Origin of the sequence: Streptomyces sp. NBC_01275 (genome assembly GCF_026340655.1) — a bacterium.
Lineage (GTDB): Bacteria > Actinomycetota > Actinomycetes > Streptomycetales > Streptomycetaceae > Streptomyces.
The window spans coordinates 404,014-426,989 of the sequence record NZ_JAPEOZ010000001.1; the positions used below are offsets into that span (position 1 = coordinate 404,014).

Here is a 22,976-nt window from a genome sequence, read left to right on the forward strand (position 1 = left end):
GTCAACGGATGGTCGTGCCGTCGGGCTTGTCGAACAGGCCGAGTTCGTCCCGCGTCGGCAGGCCCTCCCAGTCACCCCGGGTGGCGACGGCGAAGGCCGCGGTGGTGACCGCCCGGTGCAGCCGGGCGGGGATGTCCGCGCCGTCCAGGAGGCCGGACAGGTATCCGGCCACGAAGGCGTCGCCTGCGCCGACCAGGTCGACGGCGTCAACCTCGCGCGCGGCACGGTCGGTTGCGCCGTCGGCGGTGAAGACGGTCGCGCCGCGAGAGCCCCGCTTGACGACCACCTCGGCGACGCCTGCCGCCAGCGCGCCGTGCACGGCTCCGGACTCGCCCGCACCGGGCACTTCCTGCACCAGCGGCAGCTCGTCCTCGGAGGCGATGAGCAGGTCCGTGTGGTCCAGGATCGGTTGCAGTGCGGTGCGGGCGCGGTCGGAGGTCCACAGCCGTGAGCGGTAGTTGACGTCAAGGCATACGGTGACACCGCTCTCGCGGGCGGTCTTGGCGGCGGCCAGGACTGCCTCGGCCGCCGACGGACCGAGCGCCGGCGTGATGCCGGTCAGGTGCAGAACGCGGGACCCGGGGGCCAGCGCGAGCAGTACGTCGTCCGGTGCGACTGCCGAACCCGCAGAACCCGCCCGGTAGTAACTGACTCGGGTCAGCGTTCCCAGACGAGGTTCGGTCAGCAGCAGCCCGGTGGGCCGGCCGGTGTCGTCGGTGACCGCGTGGCTGATGTCGATGCCCTCGGCGCGCAGCGTGCGCAGGACCAGCGCGCCAAGTTCGTCGGCGCCCACCCGCCCTGCCCAGCGCACCCGGTGGCCGAGCCGGGCGAGGCCGATCGCGACGTTGGACTCGGCTCCGGCGACGGACAGGCCGAGGCTGCCGCCCAGCCGCAGCGCGCCGTGGGCACGGAGCGCCGCCATCGTCTCTCCGAAGGTCACGACTTCAGGATGTGTCACAGCCTCTCCCCGGCGGCCGTCTTGCGGAACTCGGCCGCACGGGCGCGCAGTTGCTCCAGGTCGCCGCCGTCGGCCGCGTCCCCGATGAGCGGTGAGCCGACGCCGACGGCGAGGGCACCCCGGTCGAGGTAGTCACGGGCGGTCTGCGCGTCCACTCCGCCGACGGGCACGAAGGGCACCTCGGGGAACGGGTCGCGCAGAGCCTTCAGATAGTCGGGGCCGCCGAGGGACCCGGGGAAGAGTTTAATCGCGTCGGCGCCGCGCGCGAGGGCGGTTTCGATCTCGGTCGGTGTCAGGGCGCCCATCAGCACGGGTACGCCGTACGGCTCCAGCCCGTCGACCAGCGCCGGGGTGACGAGGAAGGAGGCGCCCGCGTCGACCGCGCGGGCGGCGTCCTCGGCCGAGCGCACGGTCCCGGCGCCGAGCAGCGCGCCGGGACCGAGTTCGGCGCGCGCCTGCCGGATCACGGTCAGTGCGTCGGCGGTGGTCAGCGAGACCTCGACGGCCGCAATGCCCTCCTCCGCGAGGGTACGTACCGTGTTCAGGGCCCCGCCGGGATCCTTGCCGCGCACGATCGCCAACAGGCGGTGGGCTCGTAGGGATTCCACCAGGTTCATGGGAGCGGGCCCTCCTTGGGCGTGGGGTTCGCGGTCGGGGCTGATGGTGCTCACCATTCGGTGAACGCCCCGTCGGCGCCCCGCCATACGGGGTTGCGCCAGCGGTGTCCGGTCTCGGCGGCGCGGCGTACCGCCTCCTCGTCGATCTCTACGCCCAGCCCCGGGCGGGAGCTTGCTACGGCGTATCCGTCCTGGAAGCGGAAGGGTTCGGGGTCCATCACGTACTCCAGCAGGTCGCACTGCTGGTTGTAGTGGATGCCCATGCTCTGTTCCTGGATGAGGAAGTTCGGCACGGAGAAGGCGATCTGGAGGCTCGCTGCCAGGGCGATCGGGCCGAGGGGGCAATGGGGGGCCAGGGCGACGTCGTACGTCTCTGCCATGGCCGCGATGCGGCGCACCTCGGAGATGCCGCCGGCGTGCGAGAGGTCGGGCTGGGCGACGGCGATGCCGCTGGACATGACCTCGCGGAAGTCCCAGCGGGAGTAGAGGCGCTCGCCGGTCGCCAGGGGAATGCTGGTGGACTCGGCCAGGCTACGCAGGTGGCCCGAGTGTTCCGGCAGGACGGGTTCTTCGACGAACAGCGGGTGCAGAGGTTCGAGCAGGGGCAGCAGGCGGCGTGACATGGCGGTGGAAGCCCGGCCGTGGAAGTCGACGGCGATGTCCCGCTCGTCGCCCAGCACTTCCCGGACGGCCGCGACGCGGGCGACAACCTCGGAGGTGCGCGCCGGGGTGTCGATCGGGGCGAGTTCGGCCGAACCGTTCATCTTGACGGCGGTGAAGCCGGCCTTCATCTGTTCCTCGGCAAGCTCCGCGACCTCGCTGGGGCGGTCCCCGCCGATCCAGGCGTACATCCGGACGCGGTCGCGGACGGGGCCGCCCAGGAGGCGGTGCACCGGGACGCCGTAGGTCTTGCCGGCGATGTCCCACAGGGCCTGGTCGATGCCGGCGACCGCGCTGGAGAGGATGGGGCCGCCGCGGTAGAAGCCGCCCTTGGTGAGCACCTGCCAGTGGTCCTCGATACGCAGCGGGTCCCGGCCGACGAGGTAGTCGGCGAGTTCGTGGACCGCGACGCGTACGGTCTCGGCGCGTCCCTCGATCAGTGGCTCGCCCCAGCCGGTGACGCCCTCGTCGGTGGCGATGCGCAGGAACAGCCAGCGCGGAGCCACCAAGAACGTCTCAAGTCCGGTTATTTTCAAGGAGTTTCCTTCGGCGGCGTGTCGGTCGCGACGTCGGCGGCGCGGTCTTCCTCGTCTTCCCGTGCCTGTACGGCTGCCAGGTCGTCGGTGGCCTGGGCCAGGAGTGACTCGACGGCGGCCACGGCGGCATCCGGATCGCCGGCTTCGACGGCTTCGAGCAGCTTCTGGTGCACGGGGATGGAATCGGCAAAGTGCCGGGCACCATGCACGATCCGGTCGCGCACGCGCAAGCCGGCCTCGATGACGACCTCCATCCGGCTGAGGAGTTCGTTGTGCGCGGCGTCCAGCAGGGCGCGGTGGAAGGCCAGGTCCGCCTCGACCATCGCGTCCGCGTCCGTCCCAGCGGCCGCCATCGCGTCCAACGCCTGCCGCAGCGTGTCCAGGTCGGACGTGGTTCGGCGGGTGGCGGCGAGCCGGGCTCCGGCGGGCTCGACGATCGCGCGGACCTCGGCGAGGTCCCCCAGGAAGCCGTCGGTGGGAGCGCTGCTGCCCTGCCAGCGCAGCAGGTCGCTGTCGAGCAGGTTCCAGTCGGCGCGGGGCCGGATGGTCGTACCGCGTTTCTGCCGTGATTCGAGCAGACCTTTGGCGGCAAGCACACGCAGCGCCTCGCGCACGACGGTCTTGCTGACACCGAGTTCGGTTTCGAACTTGGCCGGGTCCACCACGGACCCCGGCGGGTAGTCGCCGCGGATGATGCGCCGGCCCAGTTCTTCCACCGCTTGGCCGTGCAGCCCCCTACCGGGTTGGCTCACCACGTTCTCCGTTTCCGTGTCGATGCTGTTCGCGGAGGCCTCGTTTGGCGTACCGCGAGGTGCGCGGTACTCACGAGGACTCCTTCATGACGCTCCATCCTCCGTCGACCACAAGGCTCGCTCCGGTCACGTAGGAGGCGTCCGCCGATGCGAGGAAGGCGACGGCGGCGGCCACCTCCTCCGGCTGCCCGAAGCGCTTGGCCGCTGTGGCCGCCACGCTGCGGGCCCGCTCGGACTCCGGAATGCCCGCCCACGCGGCGGTGAGGATGGGTCCGGGAAGCACGGTGTTGACCCGGATGTCCGGCCCGTACTCGACGGCCAGCTGCCGGCCCAGCGAGCACAGCGCGCCCTTCGCGGCGGCGTAGGCGGCATGGCCCGGCAGCCCGATGACTGCGTGCACCGAGGAGGTCAGCACGACGGACCCCGACGCCTCACGCAGCATGGCCGCGAAGGTCTTCATCGCCCGCCAGGCGGGCTTGAGGAGCACGGCCATCTGACCGTCCCACTCGGCCTCGCTCAGTTCGTCGGCGGGCTTGTTGAGCTGGGCGAAGGCGTTGCTGTGCAACACGTCCAGCCGTCCGTGGCGCTGCTCGACGTGGCGGGCCAGGTGCTCCCAGTCGGCGGCCGAGGTGACGTCGCAGCGTACGTACTCCGCGCGACCTCCCTGGTCGGTGATGGCGACCGCGACTTCCTTGCCCGCGGTGTCGTCCACGTCCGTGACCACCACCAGGGCCCCCTCGGCCGCGAGTCGGCGAGCCGTGGCCGCGCCGATCCCGTGGGCGGCGCCGGTGATCACCGCCACGCGTCCGCTCATCCTGCGGCATTCCGTCATCGCGTGTGTCTCCCCTCGTGGCTGTCTACGCACCCATCATAGCTGTTTCAATTAATTATGAATATATCTTGACGGGGTGGTGATGCCGCTCCGAAACTGACCGGCATGCAACAGGCACCTTCGGTACGAAGCTAGGAAGGACCTCCTCCCATGAGCCGCACCACACCCCGCCGCAGAAGCCGGGGCGCACTCGCAGTGACCCTTGCCGCCGCCTCCCTGCTGATCTCCGCCTGCGGGGGTTCGACCGGTTCGAAGGACCCCGCAGTCCAGGCACCTGTCAAGCCCGGCCAAAAGGTCGACCTGCGCTTCTGGTCGTGGGTCCCCGGTGTCGACAAGGCCGTCGACAAGTGGAACGCCACCCACCCGGACATCCACGTCAAACTGGAGAAGATCCCGGCAGGCAGCAGCGGCGGCTACGCCAAGATGCGCGCCGCGCTCAAGAGCGGCAACGCGCCCGACCTGGCACAGGTGGAATACCAGGAGATCCCCTCGTTCCTGCTGGAGAACGGCCTGGTGAACCTGTCCCGGTACGGCGCGGACAAGGACCGGTCGAAGTTCGTGGACTGGCAGTGGCAGCAGGGAGTCTTCGACTCGGCTGTCTACGCGATCCCCCAGGCGTCCGGTCCGATGGGCCTGTTCTACCGCTCCGACCTGTTCAAGAAATGGGGCATCACGCCGCCCGCCACCTGGGACGAGTTCGCCCAGGCCGCGCAGAAGATCCACAGCGCCGACCCGAAGGCCTACATCAGCACCTTCCCCGCCGGAAACTCCGCCTGGTTCACCGCACTCGCATGGCAGGCCGGCGCCAAGTGGTTCGGCGTGAACGGCGACACATGGTCGGTGAACATCGACTCCTCGCAGACCCTCAAGGTCGCCGCCTTCTGGGACAAACTGCGCAGCAAGGGAGTGATCAAGACCGAACCCGACTTCGCCAACGGCTGGTACAAGGACCTGCAGACCGGTGCCATCACCTCGTGGGTCAGTGCCCAGTGGGGCGACGCCATCATCAGCGGCAACGCTCCTCAGACCGCCGGCAAATGGGCGGTCGCACCCATGCCTCAGTGGACAAAGGGCTCGAACGCGTCCGCGAACTGGGGAGGATCCTCCACGGCTGTCCTCAAGGGCGCCAAGCACATCCCCGAGGCCCTGAAGTTCGCCGAATGGCTCAACACCGACCCCACGAGCGTCGATCTGCTGCTGCAGGGCGGATACGGCTGGCCCGCGGCGGCCGACGCGTACAAGGGCTCCTCGCTGGACAAGCCGTCAAAGTTCTTCGGAGACCAGAAGTACAACGAGGTCTTCGCACAGGCGGACAAGAGCATCGACAACTCGTGGAAGTGGATACCGACGATCGACGCCACCTACCAGCACCTCAACGACGGCTTCCAGGCCGCCCTCGCCGGCAAGGGCACGTTCGTCTCCGCGGTCCAGCAGGCACAGAAGCAGACCGTCGAGGACCTGAAGAGGAAGGGCTTGAAGGTCTCCACCGGCAAGTGACCACCTCCGGAGGGCGCGACACGGCCGCCGCCGTTCTCCCCTCCGGACTCCAGAAAGAACCCTGATGCCCACCCGAGCGCCCCGCCGCCGCAGAGACCTGGTGCCCGTCGCCTTCGTCGCGCCATTCCTCCTTCTGTTCCTCCTGACCTTCGCCCTCCCCATCGGCTACGCCGTCTACCAGAGCGTCATGGATGTCGAACACACCGGCGCCCTGGGGCTCGGCGGCAGCCATACCGTCTTCGTAGGGCTGCGCAACTACTCCGACGCGTTGTCCGATCACGCCTTTGTGCGCAGCATCGGCCGGGTTCTGCTGTTCGCGGCCGTCCAGGTCCCGGTCATGGTCGCGCTGTCCGCCGGGCTCGCGCTGCTGCTGGACAGCGCCTCGGCCAGAGGCGTGCGGTTCTTCCGCGCCGCCTTCTTCCTGCCCTACGGCGTTCCGGGGGTCATCGCGTCCATCCTGTGGGGCTTCTTGTACGTTCCGGGAGTCAGCCCTCTCGTGGACGGCATGCGCCACCTGGGGTTGTCGGTCGATCTGCTGGGCGGAAACACGGTTCTGTGGTCCATCGCGAACATCGTCACGTGGGAGTTCGCCGGCTACAACGTTCTGGTTCTCGTCGCCCAGTTGCGCACCATCCCCGCGGAGCTGTACGAGGCCGCCCGCATCGACGGCGCCAGCGCGTGGATGACGGTCCGGCACGTCAAACTGCCGCTGCTGCGCCCGGCACTGATCCTCACCACGGTCTTCACCATCATCGGCACGCTGCAACTGTTCGCAGAACCGCTGGTGCTCAAGCCCGTCTCCTCGAGTATCGACAGCGCCTACACCCCCAACCTCAGCGCCTACAACGAGGCGTTCACCAACGACAACTACCACCTCGCCGCCGCCGAGGCAGTGCTGCTCGCCCTCGCCGCGTTCGCGCTCTCCTTCGGTTTCCTGCGGCTGATCAACAAGAGAGGTGGGGACGCGTGAGTCTCCAGACACCGGCCCGTACGGTCCCGCCGAAGGGCGGGACGCCGGCCTCCGACGACGGCACGACGCCGCGCAGCGGCATCACCGGGGTCACCACGCGCAGTCGCATCCTGGTCACCGGCCTGCTCGTGGCGGCCGCCGGGTACTTCCTGCTCCCGGTGTACTGGCTGGTCGTGGCGTCCACCAAGTCCACCGGCAGCCTGTTCGGCAGCTTCGGGTTGTGGTTCTCCCATCCCCAGTTCCTGAGCAACCTGCACCAGGTGGTCACCTACGACCATGCGATCTACCTGCGCTGGGCCGCCAACAGCCTGCTGTACGCGGGCGTCGGCGCAGGCGTGGCGACGCTTCTGGCCGCGATGTCCGGCTACGCGCTGGCCAAGTTCTCCTTCACCGGCCGCGACACGATCTTCAGCGTCGTGCTGGGTGGCGTCCTGATCCCTGCCACTGCGCTGGCGCTGCCCATGTACCTGCTGTTCAGCAAGGCAGGCCTGGCCAACTCCTACTGGGCCGTACTGCTGCCGAGCTTCGTCAGTCCCTTCGGCGTGTACCTGTGCCGGATCTACGCCGCGGCATCCATACCGGACGAGCTGTTGGAGGCAGCCCGCATCGACGGCGCGGGAGAGATCCGCATCTTCACGGTCGTTGTTCTGCGCATCATGACCCCCGCCCTGGTGACGATCTTCCTTTTCCAGTTCGTCGGCATCTGGAACAACTACTTCCTGCCGCTGGTCATGCTGTCCGACTCCAAGCTGTATCCCATCACCCTTGGTCTGACATCGTGGCAGTCCTTCGCCGACCGCCAACCGCAGCTCTACCAGATGACCGTTGGAGGTGCCTTCGTGTCCGTCGTCCCTCTGATGATCGCCATGGTCGCCTTGCAGCGCTTCTGGCGCAGCGGTCTGACCGAGGGCAGCGTAAAGGGCTGACGCCGCCGGACCGGACGGCCCTGCCCATTGCGGCGGACGGAGTCGCCGTCCTGCTCCAGGCTTGAGCCGATGTCGGGAGGGCGACCTGCGTGGATTCGTGGCGCTGCCCGAACGGTGGATCTTCGAGCGCCTCTCGGCCCGCCTGGTCGGCCGGTGGAACGCGTCGGCCACGTGCCACAGCAGGACCTGGGCAGCGCTGCGGTCGCCGGTGTCCGCCGACGGTGGCCATCCCGTCCGGCAGCAGACAGACCGTGTCGACCACGACCACCGCCCGTTCGACCGCGAGTCCGGGAGCCGTCGTGGCGGGGTCGTGGAGGGCGACGAACCCCTCAGGGGTTGGGCGCGTTGGCGACCCTGCTGGCGTGCGCCGCCGGGTACGCCCTCTCCGTGTACCGTTTTCGTGACCGTGGGCCTGACCGACCCCTACTGGGCCGTACTGATCATCCGGTCGGCGGCGCGTTCCTCTCGGTCCGCTCGCCGGCCGTCGCGATGCTCGTGCTGCGGCGCTGCTGGCGGTCCGAGGCTGACGCAGGGCAGTGTCAAGGGCCGAGAGCTCGACGGCTGGAGGGGGGAGGGGCGGTCCGCCCCTCCCCCCTCCAGCCGTTCGACGCTCACCGGCCGCCCGGCATTGCCGCCTTCCGGAAGACGTCGTAGACCAGCTTGGGCCGCTCCTCGGCGAAGGTGAGCAGGCCCATCACGGAGATGCCGTTGTAGTCCTGGTTGTAGCCGGCGCGCTCCTTGTAGTCCTTGAGGACCCAGTAGGTGAAGCCGGCGACGTACTCGCTGCGTCCGGTCACCTGCGCCCAGTGGGCCGTGAAGCTCGCCGCCTGCCATTCCTCGGTGCCCTGCGTGGTGCCGGGGCCGTGAGTGCCGGCCACGGCCCAGGTGCCGTTCTCGGTGATCAGGATGGGCTTGTCGGGGTACTTCGCGTGTACCGCGTCGAGCGTGGGGCCGAGGTCGGCGTCCTTGCCGTAGAAGTAGCCGAAGTACTCGTTGAACCCGATCACGTCAGCGAGGTCGAAGGCGGGATCGTCGCTGGTGTTGGAGGCCCAGGTCACGGGGCGGGCGGTGAGGTCGACCGTCTTCACGGCCGCCTTGAGGTCGGCGAGCCAGGCCCGGTAGACGGGAGCGCCGTCGGCGTCGATCTCCGACTCGTTCTGGAGTCCCCAGAGGATCACCGAGGGGTGGTTGTGCTGGTTCCACGCCATGGTCAGGGCCAGGGCGCGGGCAAGGCCGTAGCGCTCGGTCTGGAGCTTCTCCTGGGCGGTGTTGAGCCACATGGTGTCGATGTCGTCCATCACCAGCACGCCGTGTTCGTCCGCCCAGTCGTAGACGTACGGGTGACGGTTGTAGACGCAGTTGCGGATGAAGTTGGCGCCCAGAGCCGTGATGTGGCCCAGTTCGCGGTCGTACTCGGCTGGCGTCAGCGCCCTGCCGTGCGCGGCCGTCTCCTCGTGCCAGTTGAGCCCCTTGAGGAAGAGGGGGGCGCCGTTCATCCTCAACTGCGCCTCGCCGAAGGTCAGTTCACGCACGCCGTACAGGGTGGACAGTGTGTCGACCCGCGGGCCGGAGTGTCTCCCGGCGGTCAGGGTCGCGCGGGCGGTGAGCGTGTGCGGCGAGGCGGGGCTCCATCGCGGGGCACCGGGTATGCGGATCGCGGCCCGTACGACGCCCGCCGACCGGGCCGCGATCCGGGCCGCAACCACAGCGGGCTCGCCGCCGCTCTCCCGGCCGGGATCGAGTGTGAGCCGGCCGTCGAAGTCGGAGGTCCCGTGGTTCTCGATGACCGCGTGTGCCTCAAGGCGCCCGTTCGCGGTAGACACGAGCAGTTTGGTGATGGTGACCCGCGGGACCGCCTCGATCCAGGCCGACCGGGTCAAACCCGCGTAGGGCCAGTAGTCGACAGGCTTGTACGGGAGTTCGTGGTCGTCGGTGACCGGCTGAGAGGTCGCGGACGTGTAGTCGGTGTAGCTCGCCCGGCGGAAGACCCGCACGGCGATCGCCTGGCGCGTTCCGGGCTTCAGCGCCCCCGCGACCGGCAGCGCGAAGGGCGAGTTGGCTCCTTCGTGCTTGCCGAGGTGCATGCCGTCGATCCAGACCTCGGCGCTGTATCCGGCGGCCAGGAAGGCGATGCGTACGTGCCGGGCACGCCAGGAAGCGGGCACGCTGACGGTGGTGCGGTACCAGGCGTAGCCGTCGGTGAATGCCGTGCCCTGGCCGAAGGGGGCGGTCTCCGAGCCGAAGCCGGGTGTGTCGAGCAGGTCCCAGGCCGCCGGGACGTTGATGCGGCCCCACGCTGTGTCGTCGTGGTGCGGGGACTGCCAGCCCTCGTCGAGTCCCTGGTCGGCGGGGTCGAAGCGGAAGCGCCACTGCTTGTCCAGGGACAGGTAGTCGCGCGTGGGTTCATGGGTGCGCCAGCCGTCGAAGGCCGGGAGCACCGTGCCGTACTGAAAGACGACGCTGGTGCCGCCGACGTCCCGCACATGGGTGGCGGAGGGTTCGGTGGCGGGGTGGGTGTCGAGCACCGGTCCGTTCGCGGCGGCCGCGGCCGTGCCGTCTGCCGCTCGCGCCGTCTGAGGCCAGGCAGGCAGGGCGACGAAGGCGGCCGCGCCGAGCGCCGTGACGACGGTACGCCGGGACGGATGGATGGATTCGGTCATAACGGGCGGCTCCTTGAGACACGTACGTGTTCGTCCGCCCCACAGCCTGGACAAGCCGGCCACCCCCGTCAAGGATTATTCATAAATAATGAATTGAGCTAGCGTGGTGACGTCGAGCCGCCGACGGCACCTTTCCGAACACGAACGACGGGTGACCCCATGACCACCGCATCACAGCAAGCCACTACTCCCGAGACCTCCGACCGACTGGCCATCACCTTGTGGGACTTCAGCTGGTACACCCAGGCCGGACCCGGTGAGCCCTTCGCCGACCTCGACCGCGCCTTCGCCGAGACGGTGGACCGGGGCTTCAACACCGTGCGGATCTGCGCCATGCCCTTCCTGCTGTTCTCCGGACGCGTCCCTGCCCCGGAATCCCTCCAGGTCCGCGGCCTGGGCGAGCAGTTCGGGCAGCGCACCCGCTGGTACGACGTGCGCGGCGGCTACCCGCTGGACGGCCGCCGACGGCTCGCCGAGCTGTTCGAGGCGGCCGCCCGCCATGACTGCAAGGTGATCGTCTCCTCGTGGGAGTACCAGCAGTCCCCCAGCTTCGCCGACACCGACGCCTGGCACCGCGCCCTGGCGGCGGTCCCCGGCCCGGACCGCGCCGAGGCAGTGGCCGAAGCCCTCGCCGACCTGCTGGACTTCCTCACCGAGCGCGGACTGGCCGACCACGTCGCCTACGTCGAAGTACACAACGAGGTCGACAACTGCGACCTGGTACCGGCCGACGGCACCCCCGGCCACTACGCCCGGCTGCGCGGACCCCTCGAACGCGCCGTGAAACTGCTGCAGGCCCGCCACCCCGCCATCCCCGTCACCTACTCACTGGGCGAGCCCTGGCCCGACGAACTCGACGACCTGCCCGAGCAGGCGCAGATCGCCCACTTCCACTTCTACGTCTACGGCGTCCTCGGCGCGCTCTACGAGGCGGTGGGGCTCGGCCACGGCACCGAAGCGGCGCCCGAGACCACCTCCTGGCCGACCCCCGAACTGGCCGCCATGCTGCGCCCCGACGCACCCGCCTTCGCCGACTACCAGCCGGACGAACCCTGGCGCCTGACCGCCACGGGCATCCCGCGCGAACTGTTCTACGCGCACGACTGGGTGGACCCCGACCGCTGGGACCTGTGGCTCTACGAGAACTATCCGACGCACCGGCAGGCCATGCGGGACACGCTGGCCGGGTGGGTCGACTCCGCCGCCGAGTTCGCCCGCCTGCGCGGCATTCCCGCCGTCCTCGGTGAGGGCGTCGTGGGGTACACGCCTCTCCTGACGCGCTTCGAGGAGGACGCCGTCGGCAAGGACATCGCCGAGTTCGTCGTCGACCGCTGCCTCGCGGCAGGCTTCCAGGGCGTCGTCCTGACCTCCAACGCCGCTCCGCACCACCCCATGTGGCACACCGACCGGGACTGGATGCGGCGGGTCAACGCCCGTATTACCGCGGGCTGAACGGCACTCGAAGGCGGCCCGCAGTTCCTCCTCGCGTCGCTGCTGCGTCGACGGGCTGTGGGCTCCCGTCGAGGTCGAGGACCGGGGTGGCCCCTTTGTACCAGGACTCGATGACGGCGTTGCCCCAGAAGTCGCGGCGGCGGTCGTCGTGGACGTTCCAGCGGTACGTCTCGTGGCCGGGATCGCCGGTGCAGTAGTCGGAGGTGTAGATCTCCACCCGGTGTGTCGGCTGGCAGGTTCGCCCGTATGCGCTCCACACCCCCTTCTCCACGTCACTGGGATGGCAGCCTCGCCCGTCGCCAGCAGCAGCCGTTCGTCTCGCGTGAACGACTCCAAGAACTCACTGGTCCTGGTCGTCGGGGCCTCCGCCATCCAGGTCAGGAAGGTCGGGCGGGCCATCGGCCGGTCGATCCAGTGAGGGCATGCGTGCGTTGGTTGCCGGGCCTCTGGGCCAGCCAGGTCCTCCTGGCACAGAGCTCTGGCGTTGCGCACGAATTCGCCGCACCCTGCACTCCTCGGCGGTCCCGCTCGCCCCGCCGTCGCCGTCCTCCGGATGCAGTAACGTCGAGCCGTGACGGATCAGGCGACCGGAGGCCGCGCGCGACGGCGCGCGAGGGGACCGGACAGGCCCAGCACCATCCGCGACGTCGCCGCCAAGGCGGGCGTGTCGGTGGCCACGGTCTCCCGGACGCTGGCCGGGAACTACCCGGTCGCCGCCTCCACCCGCGCCCGGGTCGAGGCGGCGGTGCGGTCCCTGCACTACGTGGTGAACGTGCACGCCAAGGCGCTGTCCGGCGGGGTCGCCGGTCCCGTCGCGCTGGTCCTGCGGGACATCACCGGCCCCTCCCTCGCCCATGTGGCCGCCGGCGTCGAGCAGGAGGCGGCGACCCGGGGCCGGCTCAGCCTGGTCTGCGCCACCCACGGCGACCCGGCCCGCGAGGACGACCTCGTGCAGCTGATGCGGGAACAGCACGCGGCCGCGGTGGTCCTCGTCGGCGGCGCGGAGATCGACGACGCCTATCACGAGCGCATGGCGGGGTACGCGAAGGCGCTGGACTCTGCGGGCTCCCGGCTGGTGCTGGTGGGCCGCCCGCCGCTGCCCGCCGGTCTGCCCGCCACGGTCGTCGAATACGACAACCGCGGCGGCGCCTTCCAGGCCTCCGCCCATCTGCTGTCCGCCGGTCACCGCCGCATCCTGTTCCTCGGCGGCGAGTCGGCCCTCAACACCGCCGAACAGCGCAGGGCCGGTCACCTGGACGCCTTGCTGGCCCACGGGGCGTCGTACGACGAAGAGTTGGACGTCCCGGGGCCGTACACCCGCACGTCCGGCTATCTGCGCACGCGGGACGCGCTGCGCGCCGGGCTGACGTTCACGGCCGTCTTCGCCGGCACCGACATGGTGGCCCTCGGCGTGCTGGCGGCGCTGCGGGAGGCCGGGCTCGGCGTGCCCGAGGACGTGTCGGTCGTCGGCTTCGACGACGTGCCCTTCGCCGCCGACCTGACACCGGCTCTCACGACGGTCCGCGTGCCGTACGAGGACCTCGGCCGATCCGCCGTACGGCTGGCGCTGGAGCGGGAGGAGCGCGCCTACCAGGACGACCATGTGGTGCTGAGCACGCAGTTGGTGATCCGTCGGTCGACGGGTCCGCGACGCTGACCCGCCGACCGCGAACGCGTCAGGACGCCGTCTCCGGGCGGCCGGGCTCCGACCAGTGGGTGTGGAAGGCGCCGGGACGGTCGGTACGCCCGTAGGTGTGCGCCCCGAAGTAGTCGCGCTGGCCCTGGAGGAGGGCGGCGGGCAGCCGGTCGGCGCGCAGGGTGTCGTAGTGGGCGAGCGCGGCGGAGAAGGCGGGGACGGGGATGCCGCGGCGGGCGGCGGAGGCCACGGTCTCCCGCCAGGGCACCTGCGCGTCGGTGATCTCCATCGCGAACTCCATCTCGCCGAGCAGGCTGACCAGTTCGGGGTCGGCGGCGTACGCGGCGCGGATGCGGTCGAGGAAGGAGGCGCGGATGATGCAGCCGCCACGCCAGATCCGGGCGACCGAGCCGAGGTCGATCTTCCAGCCGAATTCGGCCGCCGCGTCCTGGATCATCTTCCAGCCCTGGTCGTAGGCGACGACCTTCGAGGCGTACAGGGCCTGTTCCACCTGGGCGGTGAAGCGTGCGGCCTCGGTGCGGCTGAGCGGCGGCGTGGTGCCGCCGGGCAGTCCGGCGTAGGCGGCGCGCAGGTCGCGCTGGCTGGAGGCGGCGCGGGCGAAGGTGGCCTGGGCGATGGCGGTGACCGGGGAGCCCAGGTCCAGGGCGGTCTGCACGGTCCAGCGGCCGGTGCCCTTCTGGCCGGCCGCGTCCGTCACGATGTCCACGAACGCCTGGCCGGTGGTCGCGTCGGTGTGCGCGAGGACCTCGGCGGTGATCTCGATCAGGTAGGAGCCCAGGCGCCCCTCGTTCCAGGAGCGGAAGACGTCGGCGATCTCCGCCGGGGTGTAGCCGGCGACCTGGCGCAGCAGGTCGTAGGCCTCGGCGATGAGCTGCATGTCGGCGTACTCGATGCCGTTGTGCACCATCTTGACGAAGTGTCCGGCGCCGTCGGTGCCGACGTGGGCGGCACAGGACTCGCCGTCGACGTGCGCGCTGATGGAGTCGAACATCGGGCCGAGGACGTCGTAGGACTCGGTCGAGCCGCCGACCATGATGGACGGGCCGTTGAGGGCGCCCTCCTCGCCGCCGGAGACGCCGGTGCCGACGAAGTGGATGCCGCGCTCGCGCAGCGCGGCCTCACGGCGGCGGGTGTCGGCGAAGTGCGCGTTGCCACCGTCGATGATCATGTCGCCGGGCTCCAGGAGCGGGGCGAACTCGTCGATGACGGCGTCGGTGACCGCGCCCGCCTGCACCATGATCATCAGTCGACGGGGGCGTTCGAGCGCGGCCACGAAGTCCTCGGCCGACTCGGCGGGGACGAACGCGCCCTCGTGGCCGAACTCCTCGACGAGCGCACGGGTGCGGCCGGCGGTGCGGTTGTGGACGGCGACGGTGTGGCCGTTGCGGGCGAAGTTGCGCGCGAGGTTGCGGCCCATCACGCCGAGGCCGGTCACGCCGATGGCAGCGGTTGCGTTCATGAGGTAAGTCCCTTGGATCGGTGGCGTGCTGGAGGGGCGGGGCGGCCCCCGTACCACCACCAGGTACGGGCCATCGGCCCGATCGTCTCGATCCGGGGCCGGGAACTTCCTCAGCGGCGTCGCCAGGGCAGCACGGTCGGGTCGGACTCGGCGTCCTCGGCCCGGTGCAGGGCCTCGCTGATCGTTTCGCCGATGACCGCCAGCTGGCGCACCTGGTCGGGGGTGAGCGCGTCGAACACGGCCCGGCGTACGGCTTCGACGTGGCCGGGGGCGACCTCTTCCAGCACGGCGTGGCCCTCGTCGGTGAGGACGGCGAGCTGGCCGCGGCCGTCGGCGGGGTCCTCCCTGCGGTCCACCAGGCCGGCCTCCCGCAGCCGGTTCACCGCGTGGGTGAGCCGGCTACGGGTGATCTTCAGCCGCTGGGCCAGTTCGGACATCCCGAGGGCTCCGTCGGGGGCCATCGACAGGAAGGCCAGCACGCTGTAGTCGGCGTGCGTCATGCCGGCGTCGCGCCGTAGCTGCCGGTTGAGGTAGTCGGCGAGCAGGGTGGAGAAGTCGACGTAGGCCAACCAGGCCCGTCGTTCCTCGGCGTTGAGCCAGCGGGGCGTCTTGGACATGAGCACAGATTACCCACGTACCTTATGTTTGGATCTTCAACCACTTGCCCCGCCTTCGCCTCGCCGGGCAGCACGTCACCGGGCCCCCGGACGAGGGCCTCACCCTAGAAGAGGACCTCCGCGAGGCGGTCGATCTGGTCGGGGTCCGGGGCCCAGCAGTAGAGCACGACCTCGTCGGCGCCGATGTCGGTCAGGGCCGCGACGGCGGCGCGGATGTCCTGCGGTGCGGTGAGCAGACCGTCCGCCATGTAGTCGGCGCGGCCGCTGAACTCGTAGTAGTCGAGGAGGTTGCGCCGGGCCCGGTCCAGCGTGCCCTGCGGGCCGAGCGCGACGCTGATCTGGGCCAGCAGACGCGGGCGGCCGGGGCGGTCGTACTTCTCCCAGACCTTCTCGACGTCCCGGAACAGGCCGGTCAGGTGCTTCGGCGGCAGCGCGGCGCCGAGAAAGCCGTCGCCGAAGCGGCCGACGCGCTCGATCGCGGCCGGCGCGAAGCCGCCGAACAGCACCTCGGGGCCGCCGGGAGTGGCGGGCGCGGGTCCGATCGGGCCGACGCCCTCGCCGTACGGTTCACCGGCCCAGGTCCGGCGCAGCAGGGCCATCTGCTCGTCGAGGCGACGGCCCCGGCGGCGGAGGTCGATGCCGGCGGCCAGGCAGTCGTCCTCGCGGCCGCCGACGCCGATGCCGAGCGTGAAGCGGCCGCCGGACATACGGTCCAGGGTCGCGGTCTGCTTGGCGAGCAGGGCGGTGTTGTGAACGGGCGCGATGAGCACCTCGGTCTGCACGCGGATGCGGGAGGTGGCGCCGGCGAGCGCCGCGAGGGTGACGAGGGGCTCGGGGTTGTGGAAGACGAGCCGGTCGAGCAGGCCGAGGGTGCTGAACGGGCCGGCGTCGGCACGTCGTGCCCAGCTCAGCAGCAGGGCGGGGTCGTCGATGGGCAGACCGAGACCGATCTTCATGGGAACAATCCTCCGGAGGACAGGCTGATGGAACTGCCGTCCCCTCTGGGCTTCGCGCACTTTGCGCGGGCCTGCTCCCGTTCTACGGCGTTGGTACTGGAGAGCTGTCGTGCCGAGTGCGGCGACCGTAACGCGGCCGCACGCACCCGGACAAACGCTTTTCCGTCCGCTCTTACGACGAGGTCGGATCAGGAGATCAGGAGATGGCGATGTTGGTGAAGGTCTCCGTGCCGCCGAAGCTCCTGACGCCGATGGCGAGGGTCTCGCCGGCGGTGGCCACCTTGGCCCAGCCGGTCAACAGGTAGGTGGTGGACGGGGTCAGACCGGTCAGCGCCTGGTTGGCGCCGCTGCCACTGGCCGCGGTGGTCAGGGCGTAGCTGCCGGTGCGGGCGCCCGCGGCGGACACGGACGACGCACTGCCGCTGGCCTGCGTCCAGGGGGACAGGGCGCCGGTCTCGAAGCCGCCCTTGGCGAGCATCTGCCAGTGCTCCTCGATGAGGGCGGGGTCCTGGCCGAGGCGCGCTCACCGTCTGAAACCGCCGTCCGAACCGGCGGAGTCCGGCCGTACACGCCCGCAGGCGGGTACGGCCGATCCCGTCACGCGACGGCGCAGGCCGCGCCGTTGAGGGTGAACGCGGTCGGTGCGGTGTTGGTCGCGCCCTTGACGCCGATGAAGCCGACGGTCACCGAGCCGCCGGCGGGGATGGTGGAGGTGTACGAGGCGGGGGCCACGCTCACCGTGGAGCCGGTCTGGGTGGGGGTCCCGCCCCACATGTTGGCGACGGTCTGGCCGTCGGCGAAGGCGAAGACGAGCTTCCAGCCGGTGACGGCGGCGGTGCCGGTGTTGCGCAGGGTGATGTCCCCCTGGAAGCCGCCGGGCCACTCGCCCACCACGCGGTAGGCGACGGAGCAGGTGCCGCTGGGCGCGGCGGCGGTGGTGACGTTCACCGTGGCCGAGCGGGCCGAGCGGTTTCCGGCCGCGTCACGGGCGTAGACGGCGAAGGTGTAGGCGGTGGCGGCGGTGAGGCCGGTCACCGTCACGGAGTTGGCGGTGGAGGCGGCGACGTTGGTCTCGGCGCTGCCGCTGACGCGGACGACGTCGTAACCGGTGACGCCGACGTTGTCGGTGGCGGCGGTCCAGGCGAGGGTCGCGGAGGAGGCCGTCACCGCGGAGGCGGTCGGAGTGCCGGGGGCGGTCGGGGCCTGGGTGTCGCCCGGGGCGCCGCCGCCGAAGACCGTGGCCTCCTTGGCGGTCTGGGCGATGCCGTTGACGCCGTTGAAGATGCGCTGGCCCCAGGAACTGAGCTGGCCGGGGTCGAAGTTGAGCGCCAGGTCGAGGATCGGGTCGGTGTTGCCGCTCCAGGACCAGGCGAGGTAGCCCAGCTTGAGCTGCTGGGCGGCGGCCATCATGGTGTCCTCGTCCGGGTCGCCCCACTGGTCGGCGGGACCACCGAACTCCCCTATGAGGAGGGGCAGTTTGGCGTTGACGAAGGCGTTCAGATAGTCGGTGATCTCCGTGGCCGTGTCGAAGACGCTGTACATGTGGATCGAGAAGATGAGATTGCCGGTGGTGTCGGCGGCGTACACGGCCTGGGCGTTGGCGCGCATGACGCCCTGCCAGTCCTGGCCCCAGTTGGGGGCGTCCACCATGATCGTGTGCTCGAAGCCCGCGGCCCGCAGCTTCTTGATCGCGGCGATCGTCGGGGCGGTCCAGCCTTCGGGAGCGGTGTTGCCCCAGGGCTCGTTGCCGATGTTGATGACGACGTAGTTCTCCTGGCCGGCGAGCACGTCCTTGAGGCCGATCCAGTAGTCGGCCGCCTGGTCGAGCGTGCCGGCCGCGGTGTCCTCGCCGTAGCCGGTGGTGTCGTGCACCTCCAGTACGCAGATCAGCCGGTTGGCCTTGCACTGGGCGATGACGCCGGCCACGTCCGAGGCGCTGTTCGCGCTCCAGCGGTGGCCGTCGGCGAGGACGACGCGGACGGCGTTCGCGCCGAACGCCTTGATGTCGGCGAGCGACTGCTGGGTGCGGCCCGGGTACCAGGTGTGGGCGTGGTTGACGCCGCGCATGACGAAGTCGTTCCCGTTGCCTTCGACCAGCCGGCCGTCACTGATGTGAAGGCCGGCTGCGGCGAGGGGAGCGGACGATCGAGGTGCGGACGGCTGGGCCTGCGCGGCGGTGGGGCAGAGCGCGCCGAGGAGCAAGAGCCCGAGGAGGGCCGCGAGCCTGGTCAGCAGGGTGGCGGGTAAGGGGCGCTTTCTTGTCGTGCCTCGTGTCGTGCTTCTTGTGCTTCTCACTGCGACTCCAGAAGTGAGGTCAAGAAACTCGGGCGGGAAGGGGGATGCGCGTTGTGGGAGCGCTCCCATACAGCCACCAGGTCACGTACACGTCAAGAGAGCTCGCAGATTCGAATCAGGCGGGCAGCGTCGCTTTCGCGCCGTCGACGCCCGCCACGCTCGTCCTGCCCGCCACGCTCGTCCTGCCCTCCTCACCCGTCCTGCCCTCGTCGCCCTCCTCCTGTGCCAGCAGTTCCTCCAGCACCTGGGCCGCGCCGCTGATCCGCAGCAACGTCTCGCGCAGGACGGTCTCCTGCTGCACCAGGGTGCGCAGCCGGGACTCGCCCTCCTGGTACTCGCGGTGGAGTTCCGCCAGCCGGGCCCGCAGCCGCTCGGGGGTGGGGGTCACGGTCACTGTTCCTCCTGGGTGTCAGAGCGTGCGGCTCGGGCCGCGATCAGCCTGGTCAAGCCCCGCTCGGGGGCCTGTTCATGGGCCTCGGGGTGCAGATACAGCTCCCGCTCCTCCTCCGGCTTGTCCTCCTCGACCGGGATCCGGTGCGCCCGCGCCCAGGCGTCCTGGCGTACGCCGGTGACCTGCCAGCACACCGTGGCGCCAGGCCGGCCGCTGCGCACGACGAAGGAGTTGTCCCGGATCTCCTGGGCGACCGACACCAGGGTGGGCTCGCCGATCGGGGTGAGCTGGTAGCGGTGGTCGCTGTTGAGAACCTCGAAGTAGTCGGGCAGGACGACGGTCGCCTCGCCGGTGTCGTCGGTGACCACGGTTCCGCCGTAGACGTTGAGCATCTCCGGGGATTCGACGAAGGAGTGGGAGAGGTAGCGGTCCGTGGGGGCGAGCGGGTGGTCGATGCGGAAACCGCCGCCGCCCTTGAAGACGCGGCCGTTCACGCTGAGGTCGCCGGTGACGCCGACCGCGCCCTCGAAGTAGCCGGCGAACGTGCCGCCTCCGGCGATGATCCCGGTCCCGGGGACCCGGGAGACGACGCCGACGTGCCGGGCGCTGACGTTGATCCCGCCGTCGTTGACGTCCGTCCAGACGCTCCACCCGTACCCGGCCCCGAAGAGGCCTACCCGGTTGTCGTCGAGCATCCCGACGAAGGCCCGGCTGCCCGGCCCCTGGTGGAACCAGATGCCCGCCGAGTTGTCCCACCCCCGGCGCACCCGCATCCGGGCCGGCACGTCCAGCGCGTCGCCCTCGCCGCCGATGCCGACGGTGAGCCGGTCGAAGCCCGACCAGAGGCGCGCCTTCCCCTCGGTCGCGTACCAGACCCAGCGCTGTCCCGCGCCGGGGTACTCGACGAGCGAGCCGACCTGCCGGTCCGCGAAGGAGAAGCCGCCCCCTCCCCCGCCGCTGTGCACCTCGCTGCCCTCCACCTGGAGGGTGCGGACCATGCTGGTCGCGCCGATGCCCACCCGGCCCTGGGGGTCTACGACGATCCGGTCCTGGCCCGCCGTGCTGTCGGCGAAGTGCCAGTTGCCGTCCGACCCGGTGTACATCCCGTACGTCCGTGCGGACTGGCCGTTCTCGAGTCGCAGTCCCGCCCCCCAGTCCGAGCCGTCCGACGTGAGCAACAGCGCGGGATCACCTCTCCTCACGTCTCGGTGGATGTGCACGACCGCCGCGGGATCGGCCGTGCCGAAGCCGACGTAACCTGTGAGGCCCTGGACGGTCAGCGCCGGGCGACGCGCTCCGCGAAACCCCGCCACGTCGATCCCCAGCCCGCCGTCGACAGTCGCGCTGATCTCCGCGGCCCGGAGGTCGTCCGTGTCGTAGTTGCTCGCCGCGACCGGCGCCCGCAGTTCCAGTCGCTCCGCGTGGGCGCGCACGAGCCGACGGGTCGCGGGGGCCAGCGTCACCCCGGAGGCCTCGGATCCCACCTGACACAGCACCACCTGCTCCCCCGTGTCCACGAATCCCGCCGCGGGCACCAGCCGCAGCCACGGCGTGTGCAGCAGCACCGTCTGGTCGTCGGCGCCGACCGCCTCCCGCCAGTTGAGGGTGAGCAGGTGCAGCCCGGTCAGTCCGCTCGCGTCGACGGTGACGCCGTCCGAACCGACCGGAACCGTCGGCACGTTGAGGAGCTGGGCCGGGTCCACGTCCTGGTCGACGACGGCGAAGGAGCCCACGGCCAGGGTGATCAGCCGTCCCTTGACGTCGAGCGCGGCCCCGGGCGAGACGGTGAGGCCGGACTCGCCGGGCCGGGCGCTGACCCACAGCCCGTCCATGACGCCCCAGCTGTACAGAGCGGCGGCGCGCGCCTGCTCCATGGGCATCAGGTAGCTCTCCATGTCGGTCACGCAGTCGCGGTGCCCGGTGGGTTCGGGCAGCGGGGTCGGCGGGGTGATCCCGAGGTCCCAGTGCTGCGCGCGCTTCAATGCCATGCTTGTCTCAACTCCAGGTGCAGGTCCGTCACTTGACGAGGACCGACAGGACGTGGGCGGGCTTGTGCTGGTCGACGAGGGCGCGGATGACGCCCAGCGCCTGGTTGCGCACCCGGGTCCGGGACGGGGCGTCCTGCGGCAGCCGGGACTCGGCGAAGTGGACGACGACGTCCAGCCGGTGGGGCCGCAGCCGGGCCAGATGGGTGGGCTGGCCGGAGCCGTCGGGCTGGCCGTGGTCGCACACCACGAGCCGGCCCTCGGCGCGGGCCATGCCGGTCGGGTAGACGAAGCAGCCCGGATCGGTGAGGGGCGTCAACTCCGGTGTACCAGCGTCGAGTCGGACCCGGTGGACCACCGCCGGCTCCGCGGCCTTCAGGGTGAACGCGCCGCCGGACGGCGGGAAGAGCGGCTTGAGGCCGACGTCGAGGACGTACCCGAGCCTGCCGTCGGGGCCGGGGCACAGGGCGGTGGGCGCGAGGAGCGGGTTGCCGGAGGGCAGCAGCGCGGTCTCGGTCCAGTCGGCGGCGGCCCGGCCGACGCGGACCAGGTTGCCCGCCAACGGCGCGTCCAGGGCGGGGCGTTGGTTGCCGCCGTCCCCGATCACCAGCGAGCCGTCGGGCTCGACGAGCAGCGAGAGCGGCTCGAGCACCGTCCGCAGTCGGGTCGGCACGGCGCTGAAGGGCGCGGTCCGGACGGTGATCACCTTGGGGGCGGCGGTCGAGGGCGGGCCGACCCCGCGGTCCAGTACGAGCAGGTCGCCGTTGCCGTCCACGCACATCGCCACCGGCCACACCGCGGTTCCGGCGGGAGCCAGTTGGCCTACGAGCACCGCGGAGCGGCCGGTGTAGGGGGCCTCGACGGCGTACAGCTTGCCGGAGCGGTCGGCGACGTACAGCGTCTCGGGGGCGCCGTCGCGGGCCGGGCGCACGGCCACGGCGACGGCCCGGCCGAGCGGCAGGGTGGTCGCGGCGACCGGGACGGGCTTGGGGGGCGCGCCGGCCGTCTCGTAGTGGCCGGCGGAGTTCAGCCGCCATACCCGGCTGGGCAGGACGGCGGTGGCGTCGTCGGGGGTGCCCGCGTCGCCGAGGAAGAGGCTTCCGTCGGGGCCGACGGCGACGCAGGTGGGGCGCATGACGCCCTCGTTCCAGGGCTGGCCGCCCGCGCCGAGCGTGGGTCCCTGGGTGACGAGGGCGGTGACCGGGCCGGTGCCGGTCGGCGCGGGGGCGAGGGTCATCACCCGGGTGCCGTCGTCGAGGGCGACCCGGGGGCGGACGCGACCCACCGCGTACAGGTTGAGGTAGGTGTCGAGGCCGGTGCGGCGGCCGCGCAGGCGGTGGATGCGGGAGATCTCCGCGGTGACCTTGCGCCGCTGGTACTCGTCCCAGAGCTGCTTCCCGCCGAGCGCGGGGAAGTCCAGGGCGACCCAGGAGGCGAGCCAGGGCAGGAAGCGCTCCGGGGTGTGCCAGGGGTCGAAGAGGTCCGGCAGGCCGGCGATCTGCTCGGTGAGCGGCGGATGGGTGTGGTCGCCGTGCGGCACGCCGGATCCCTCCGACGCTCCGACCCCGTCCGGCACGCCGGTCCCGCCTGACACTCCGACCCCGTCCGGCACTCCGGTCAGGATCCGCTCGAAGATCCGTAGCGCTCCTCCGAGAGTGAACTCCCCTGGTTCGGCGCTCTGTTCGTGCTCCCACAGCACGGGCGGCAGATACCTCAGGTATCCGCTCGGGGCGTCCTGCCCGGGCAGCGCGGACAT

21 protein-coding genes are annotated in these 22,976 nt (G+C 70.9%); 6 read left to right on the top strand and 15 right to left on the bottom strand.

Annotation, left to right across the window (positions count from 1 at the left end; translation table 11 throughout):
- Position 1: 1 nt before the first annotated feature.
- The 5 genes from OG562_RS01740 to OG562_RS01760 all read right to left on the bottom strand — a co-directional run bounded on the left by OG562_RS01740 (position 2) and on the right by OG562_RS01760 (position 4,337).
- Complete coding sequence (locus OG562_RS01740) at positions 2-922, bottom strand: sugar kinase (RefSeq protein WP_266408938.1); 921 nt, start codon at positions 920-922, stop codon at positions 2-4.
- Positions 923-954: 32 nt separating this feature from the next.
- On the bottom strand, positions 955-1,575 hold the full coding sequence (locus OG562_RS01745; protein WP_266392753.1) for a bifunctional 4-hydroxy-2-oxoglutarate aldolase/2-dehydro-3-deoxy-phosphogluconate aldolase: 621 nt from the start codon (positions 1,573-1,575) through the stop codon (positions 955-957).
- Between the two features lie 50 nt (positions 1,576-1,625).
- Positions 1,626-2,771, bottom strand: coding sequence for a galactonate dehydratase (dgoD, locus tag OG562_RS01750; RefSeq protein ID WP_266392756.1), 1,146 nt, complete (start codon positions 2,769-2,771; stop codon positions 1,626-1,628).
- Positions 2,768-3,526 carry a FadR/GntR family transcriptional regulator gene (locus OG562_RS01755; protein ID WP_266392763.1) on the bottom strand — a complete coding sequence of 253 codons (759 nt, stop codon included), beginning with the start codon at positions 3,524-3,526 and terminating at the stop codon, positions 2,768-2,770. The genes dgoD and OG562_RS01755 overlap by 4 nt, the downstream gene beginning before the upstream one ends.
- A gap of 67 nt (positions 3,527-3,593) precedes the next feature.
- Positions 3,594-4,337 (bottom strand): SDR family NAD(P)-dependent oxidoreductase, encoded by a 744-nt coding sequence (locus tag OG562_RS01760; protein WP_266392766.1) that lies wholly within the window; start codon positions 4,335-4,337, stop codon positions 3,594-3,596.
- Positions 4,338-4,505: 168 nt separating this feature from the next.
- On the opposite strand from OG562_RS01760, the gene OG562_RS01765 reads away from it, so the two are divergent.
- From OG562_RS01765 to OG562_RS01775, 3 genes are all read left to right on the top strand, one after another.
- Positions 4,506-5,852 carry an ABC transporter substrate-binding protein gene (locus tag OG562_RS01765; RefSeq protein ID WP_266392769.1) on the top strand — a complete coding sequence of 449 codons (1,347 nt, stop codon included), beginning with the start codon at positions 4,506-4,508 and terminating at the stop codon, positions 5,850-5,852.
- Positions 5,853-5,916: 64 nt separating this feature from the next.
- Positions 5,917-6,822 (top strand): carbohydrate ABC transporter permease, encoded by a 906-nt coding sequence (locus OG562_RS01770; protein ID WP_266392772.1) that lies wholly within the window; start codon positions 5,917-5,919, stop codon positions 6,820-6,822.
- Positions 6,819-7,748: a carbohydrate ABC transporter permease gene (locus OG562_RS01775; protein ID WP_266392774.1), complete on the top strand. Its 930-nt coding sequence runs from the start codon at positions 6,819-6,821 to the stop codon at positions 7,746-7,748. Before OG562_RS01770 ends, OG562_RS01775 begins: the two co-directional genes overlap by 4 nt.
- A 611-nt stretch (positions 7,749-8,359) precedes the next feature.
- Here the strand turns inward: OG562_RS01775 and OG562_RS01780 are convergent.
- Positions 8,360-10,408, bottom strand: coding sequence for a glycoside hydrolase family 2 protein (locus OG562_RS01780; protein WP_266392776.1), 2,049 nt, complete (start codon positions 10,406-10,408; stop codon positions 8,360-8,362).
- 159 nt (positions 10,409-10,567) lie between these two features.
- On the opposite strand from OG562_RS01780, the gene OG562_RS01785 reads away from it, so the two are divergent.
- Positions 10,568-11,860 (top strand): cellulase-like family protein, encoded by a 1,293-nt coding sequence (locus tag OG562_RS01785; protein ID WP_266392779.1) that lies wholly within the window; start codon positions 10,568-10,570, stop codon positions 11,858-11,860.
- Here OG562_RS01785 and OG562_RS01790 read toward each other — a convergent pair.
- Positions 11,847-12,077: a hypothetical protein gene (locus OG562_RS01790; RefSeq protein ID WP_266392781.1), complete on the bottom strand. Its 231-nt coding sequence runs from the start codon at positions 12,075-12,077 to the stop codon at positions 11,847-11,849. The genes OG562_RS01785 and OG562_RS01790 overlap by 14 nt on opposite strands.
- A 63-nt stretch (positions 12,078-12,140) precedes the next feature.
- On the opposite strand from OG562_RS01790, the gene OG562_RS01795 reads away from it, so the two are divergent.
- Positions 12,141-12,278 carry a hypothetical protein gene (locus OG562_RS01795; protein WP_266392783.1) on the top strand — a complete coding sequence of 46 codons (138 nt, stop codon included), beginning with the start codon at positions 12,141-12,143 and terminating at the stop codon, positions 12,276-12,278.
- 246 nt (positions 12,279-12,524) lie between these two features.
- Complete coding sequence (locus OG562_RS01800) at positions 12,525-13,517, top strand: LacI family DNA-binding transcriptional regulator (RefSeq protein ID WP_266408939.1); 993 nt, start codon at positions 12,525-12,527, stop codon at positions 13,515-13,517.
- Positions 13,518-13,536: 19 nt separating this feature from the next.
- On the opposite strand, the gene gndA is transcribed toward OG562_RS01800, so the two are convergent.
- The 8 genes from gndA to OG562_RS01840 all read right to left on the bottom strand — a co-directional run bounded on the left by gndA (position 13,537) and on the right by OG562_RS01840 (position 22,976).
- Positions 13,537-14,976, bottom strand: a complete 1,440-nt coding sequence (gene gndA, locus OG562_RS01805) for an NADP-dependent phosphogluconate dehydrogenase (RefSeq protein WP_266392786.1) — start codon at positions 14,974-14,976, stop codon at positions 13,537-13,539.
- Positions 14,977-15,086: 110 nt separating this feature from the next.
- Entirely contained in the window at positions 15,087-15,593 is a 507-nt protein-coding gene (locus OG562_RS01810; RefSeq protein WP_266392788.1) for a MarR family winged helix-turn-helix transcriptional regulator, read from the bottom strand.
- A 104-nt stretch (positions 15,594-15,697) separates the two neighbouring features.
- Positions 15,698-16,549 carry an LLM class flavin-dependent oxidoreductase gene (locus OG562_RS01815; RefSeq protein ID WP_266392792.1) on the bottom strand — a complete coding sequence of 284 codons (852 nt, stop codon included), beginning with the start codon at positions 16,547-16,549 and terminating at the stop codon, positions 15,698-15,700.
- A gap of 196 nt (positions 16,550-16,745) precedes the next feature.
- A complete protein-coding gene (locus tag OG562_RS01820; RefSeq protein WP_266392795.1) occupies positions 16,746-17,027 on the bottom strand; it encodes a carbohydrate binding domain-containing protein in 282 nt (93 codons plus the stop codon).
- Between the two features lie 119 nt (positions 17,028-17,146).
- Entirely contained in the window at positions 17,147-18,781 is a 1,635-nt protein-coding gene (locus tag OG562_RS01825; protein ID WP_266408940.1) for a cellulase family glycosylhydrolase, read from the bottom strand.
- A gap of 178 nt (positions 18,782-18,959) precedes the next feature.
- On the bottom strand, positions 18,960-19,232 hold the full coding sequence (locus OG562_RS01830; RefSeq protein ID WP_266392797.1) for a hypothetical protein: 273 nt from the start codon (positions 19,230-19,232) through the stop codon (positions 18,960-18,962).
- 2 nt (positions 19,233-19,234) lie between these two features.
- Positions 19,235-21,223: a hypothetical protein gene (locus OG562_RS01835; RefSeq protein ID WP_266392806.1), complete on the bottom strand. Its 1,989-nt coding sequence runs from the start codon at positions 21,221-21,223 to the stop codon at positions 19,235-19,237.
- A 28-nt stretch (positions 21,224-21,251) separates the two neighbouring features.
- On the bottom strand, positions 21,252-22,976 hold the full coding sequence (locus tag OG562_RS01840; RefSeq protein ID WP_266392808.1) for a phage tail protein: 1,725 nt from the start codon (positions 22,974-22,976) through the stop codon (positions 21,252-21,254).

Coding starts and splice junctions, on each gene's coding strand:
- OG562_RS01740 (WP_266408938.1), bottom strand. CDS start 922: ATGGCGGCGCTCCGTGCCCACGGCGCGCTGCGGCTGGGCGGCAGCCTC.
- OG562_RS01745 (WP_266392753.1), bottom strand. CDS start 1,575: ATGAACCTGGTGGAATCCCTACGAGCCCACCGCCTGTTGGCGATCGTG.
- OG562_RS01760 (WP_266392766.1), bottom strand. CDS start 4,337: ATGAGCGGACGCGTGGCGGTGATCACCGGCGCCGCCCACGGGATCGGC.
- OG562_RS01765 (WP_266392769.1), top strand. CDS start 4,506: ATGAGCCGCACCACACCCCGCCGCAGAAGCCGGGGCGCACTCGCAGTG.
- OG562_RS01770 (WP_266392772.1), top strand. CDS start 5,917: ATGCCCACCCGAGCGCCCCGCCGCCGCAGAGACCTGGTGCCCGTCGCC.
- OG562_RS01780 (WP_266392776.1), bottom strand. CDS start 10,408: ATGACCGAATCCATCCATCCGTCCCGGCGTACCGTCGTCACGGCGCTC.
- OG562_RS01785 (WP_266392779.1), top strand. CDS start 10,568: ATGACCACCGCATCACAGCAAGCCACTACTCCCGAGACCTCCGACCGA.
- OG562_RS01795 (WP_266392783.1), top strand. CDS start 12,141: ATGGCAGCCTCGCCCGTCGCCAGCAGCAGCCGTTCGTCTCGCGTGAAC.
- gndA (WP_266392786.1), bottom strand. CDS start 14,976: ATGAACGCAACCGCTGCCATCGGCGTGACCGGCCTCGGCGTGATGGGC.
- OG562_RS01810 (WP_266392788.1), bottom strand. CDS start 15,593: ATGTCCAAGACGCCCCGCTGGCTCAACGCCGAGGAACGACGGGCCTGG.
- OG562_RS01815 (WP_266392792.1), bottom strand. CDS start 16,549: ATGAAGATCGGTCTCGGTCTGCCCATCGACGACCCCGCCCTGCTGCTG.
- OG562_RS01820 (WP_266392795.1), bottom strand. CDS start 17,027: ATGCTCGCCAAGGGCGGCTTCGAGACCGGCGCCCTGTCCCCCTGGACG.
- OG562_RS01835 (WP_266392806.1), bottom strand. CDS start 21,223: ATGGCATTGAAGCGCGCGCAGCACTGGGACCTCGGGATCACCCCGCCG.
- OG562_RS01840 (WP_266392808.1), bottom strand. CDS start 22,976: ATGTCCGCGCTGCCCGGGCAGGACGCCCCGAGCGGATACCTGAGGTAT.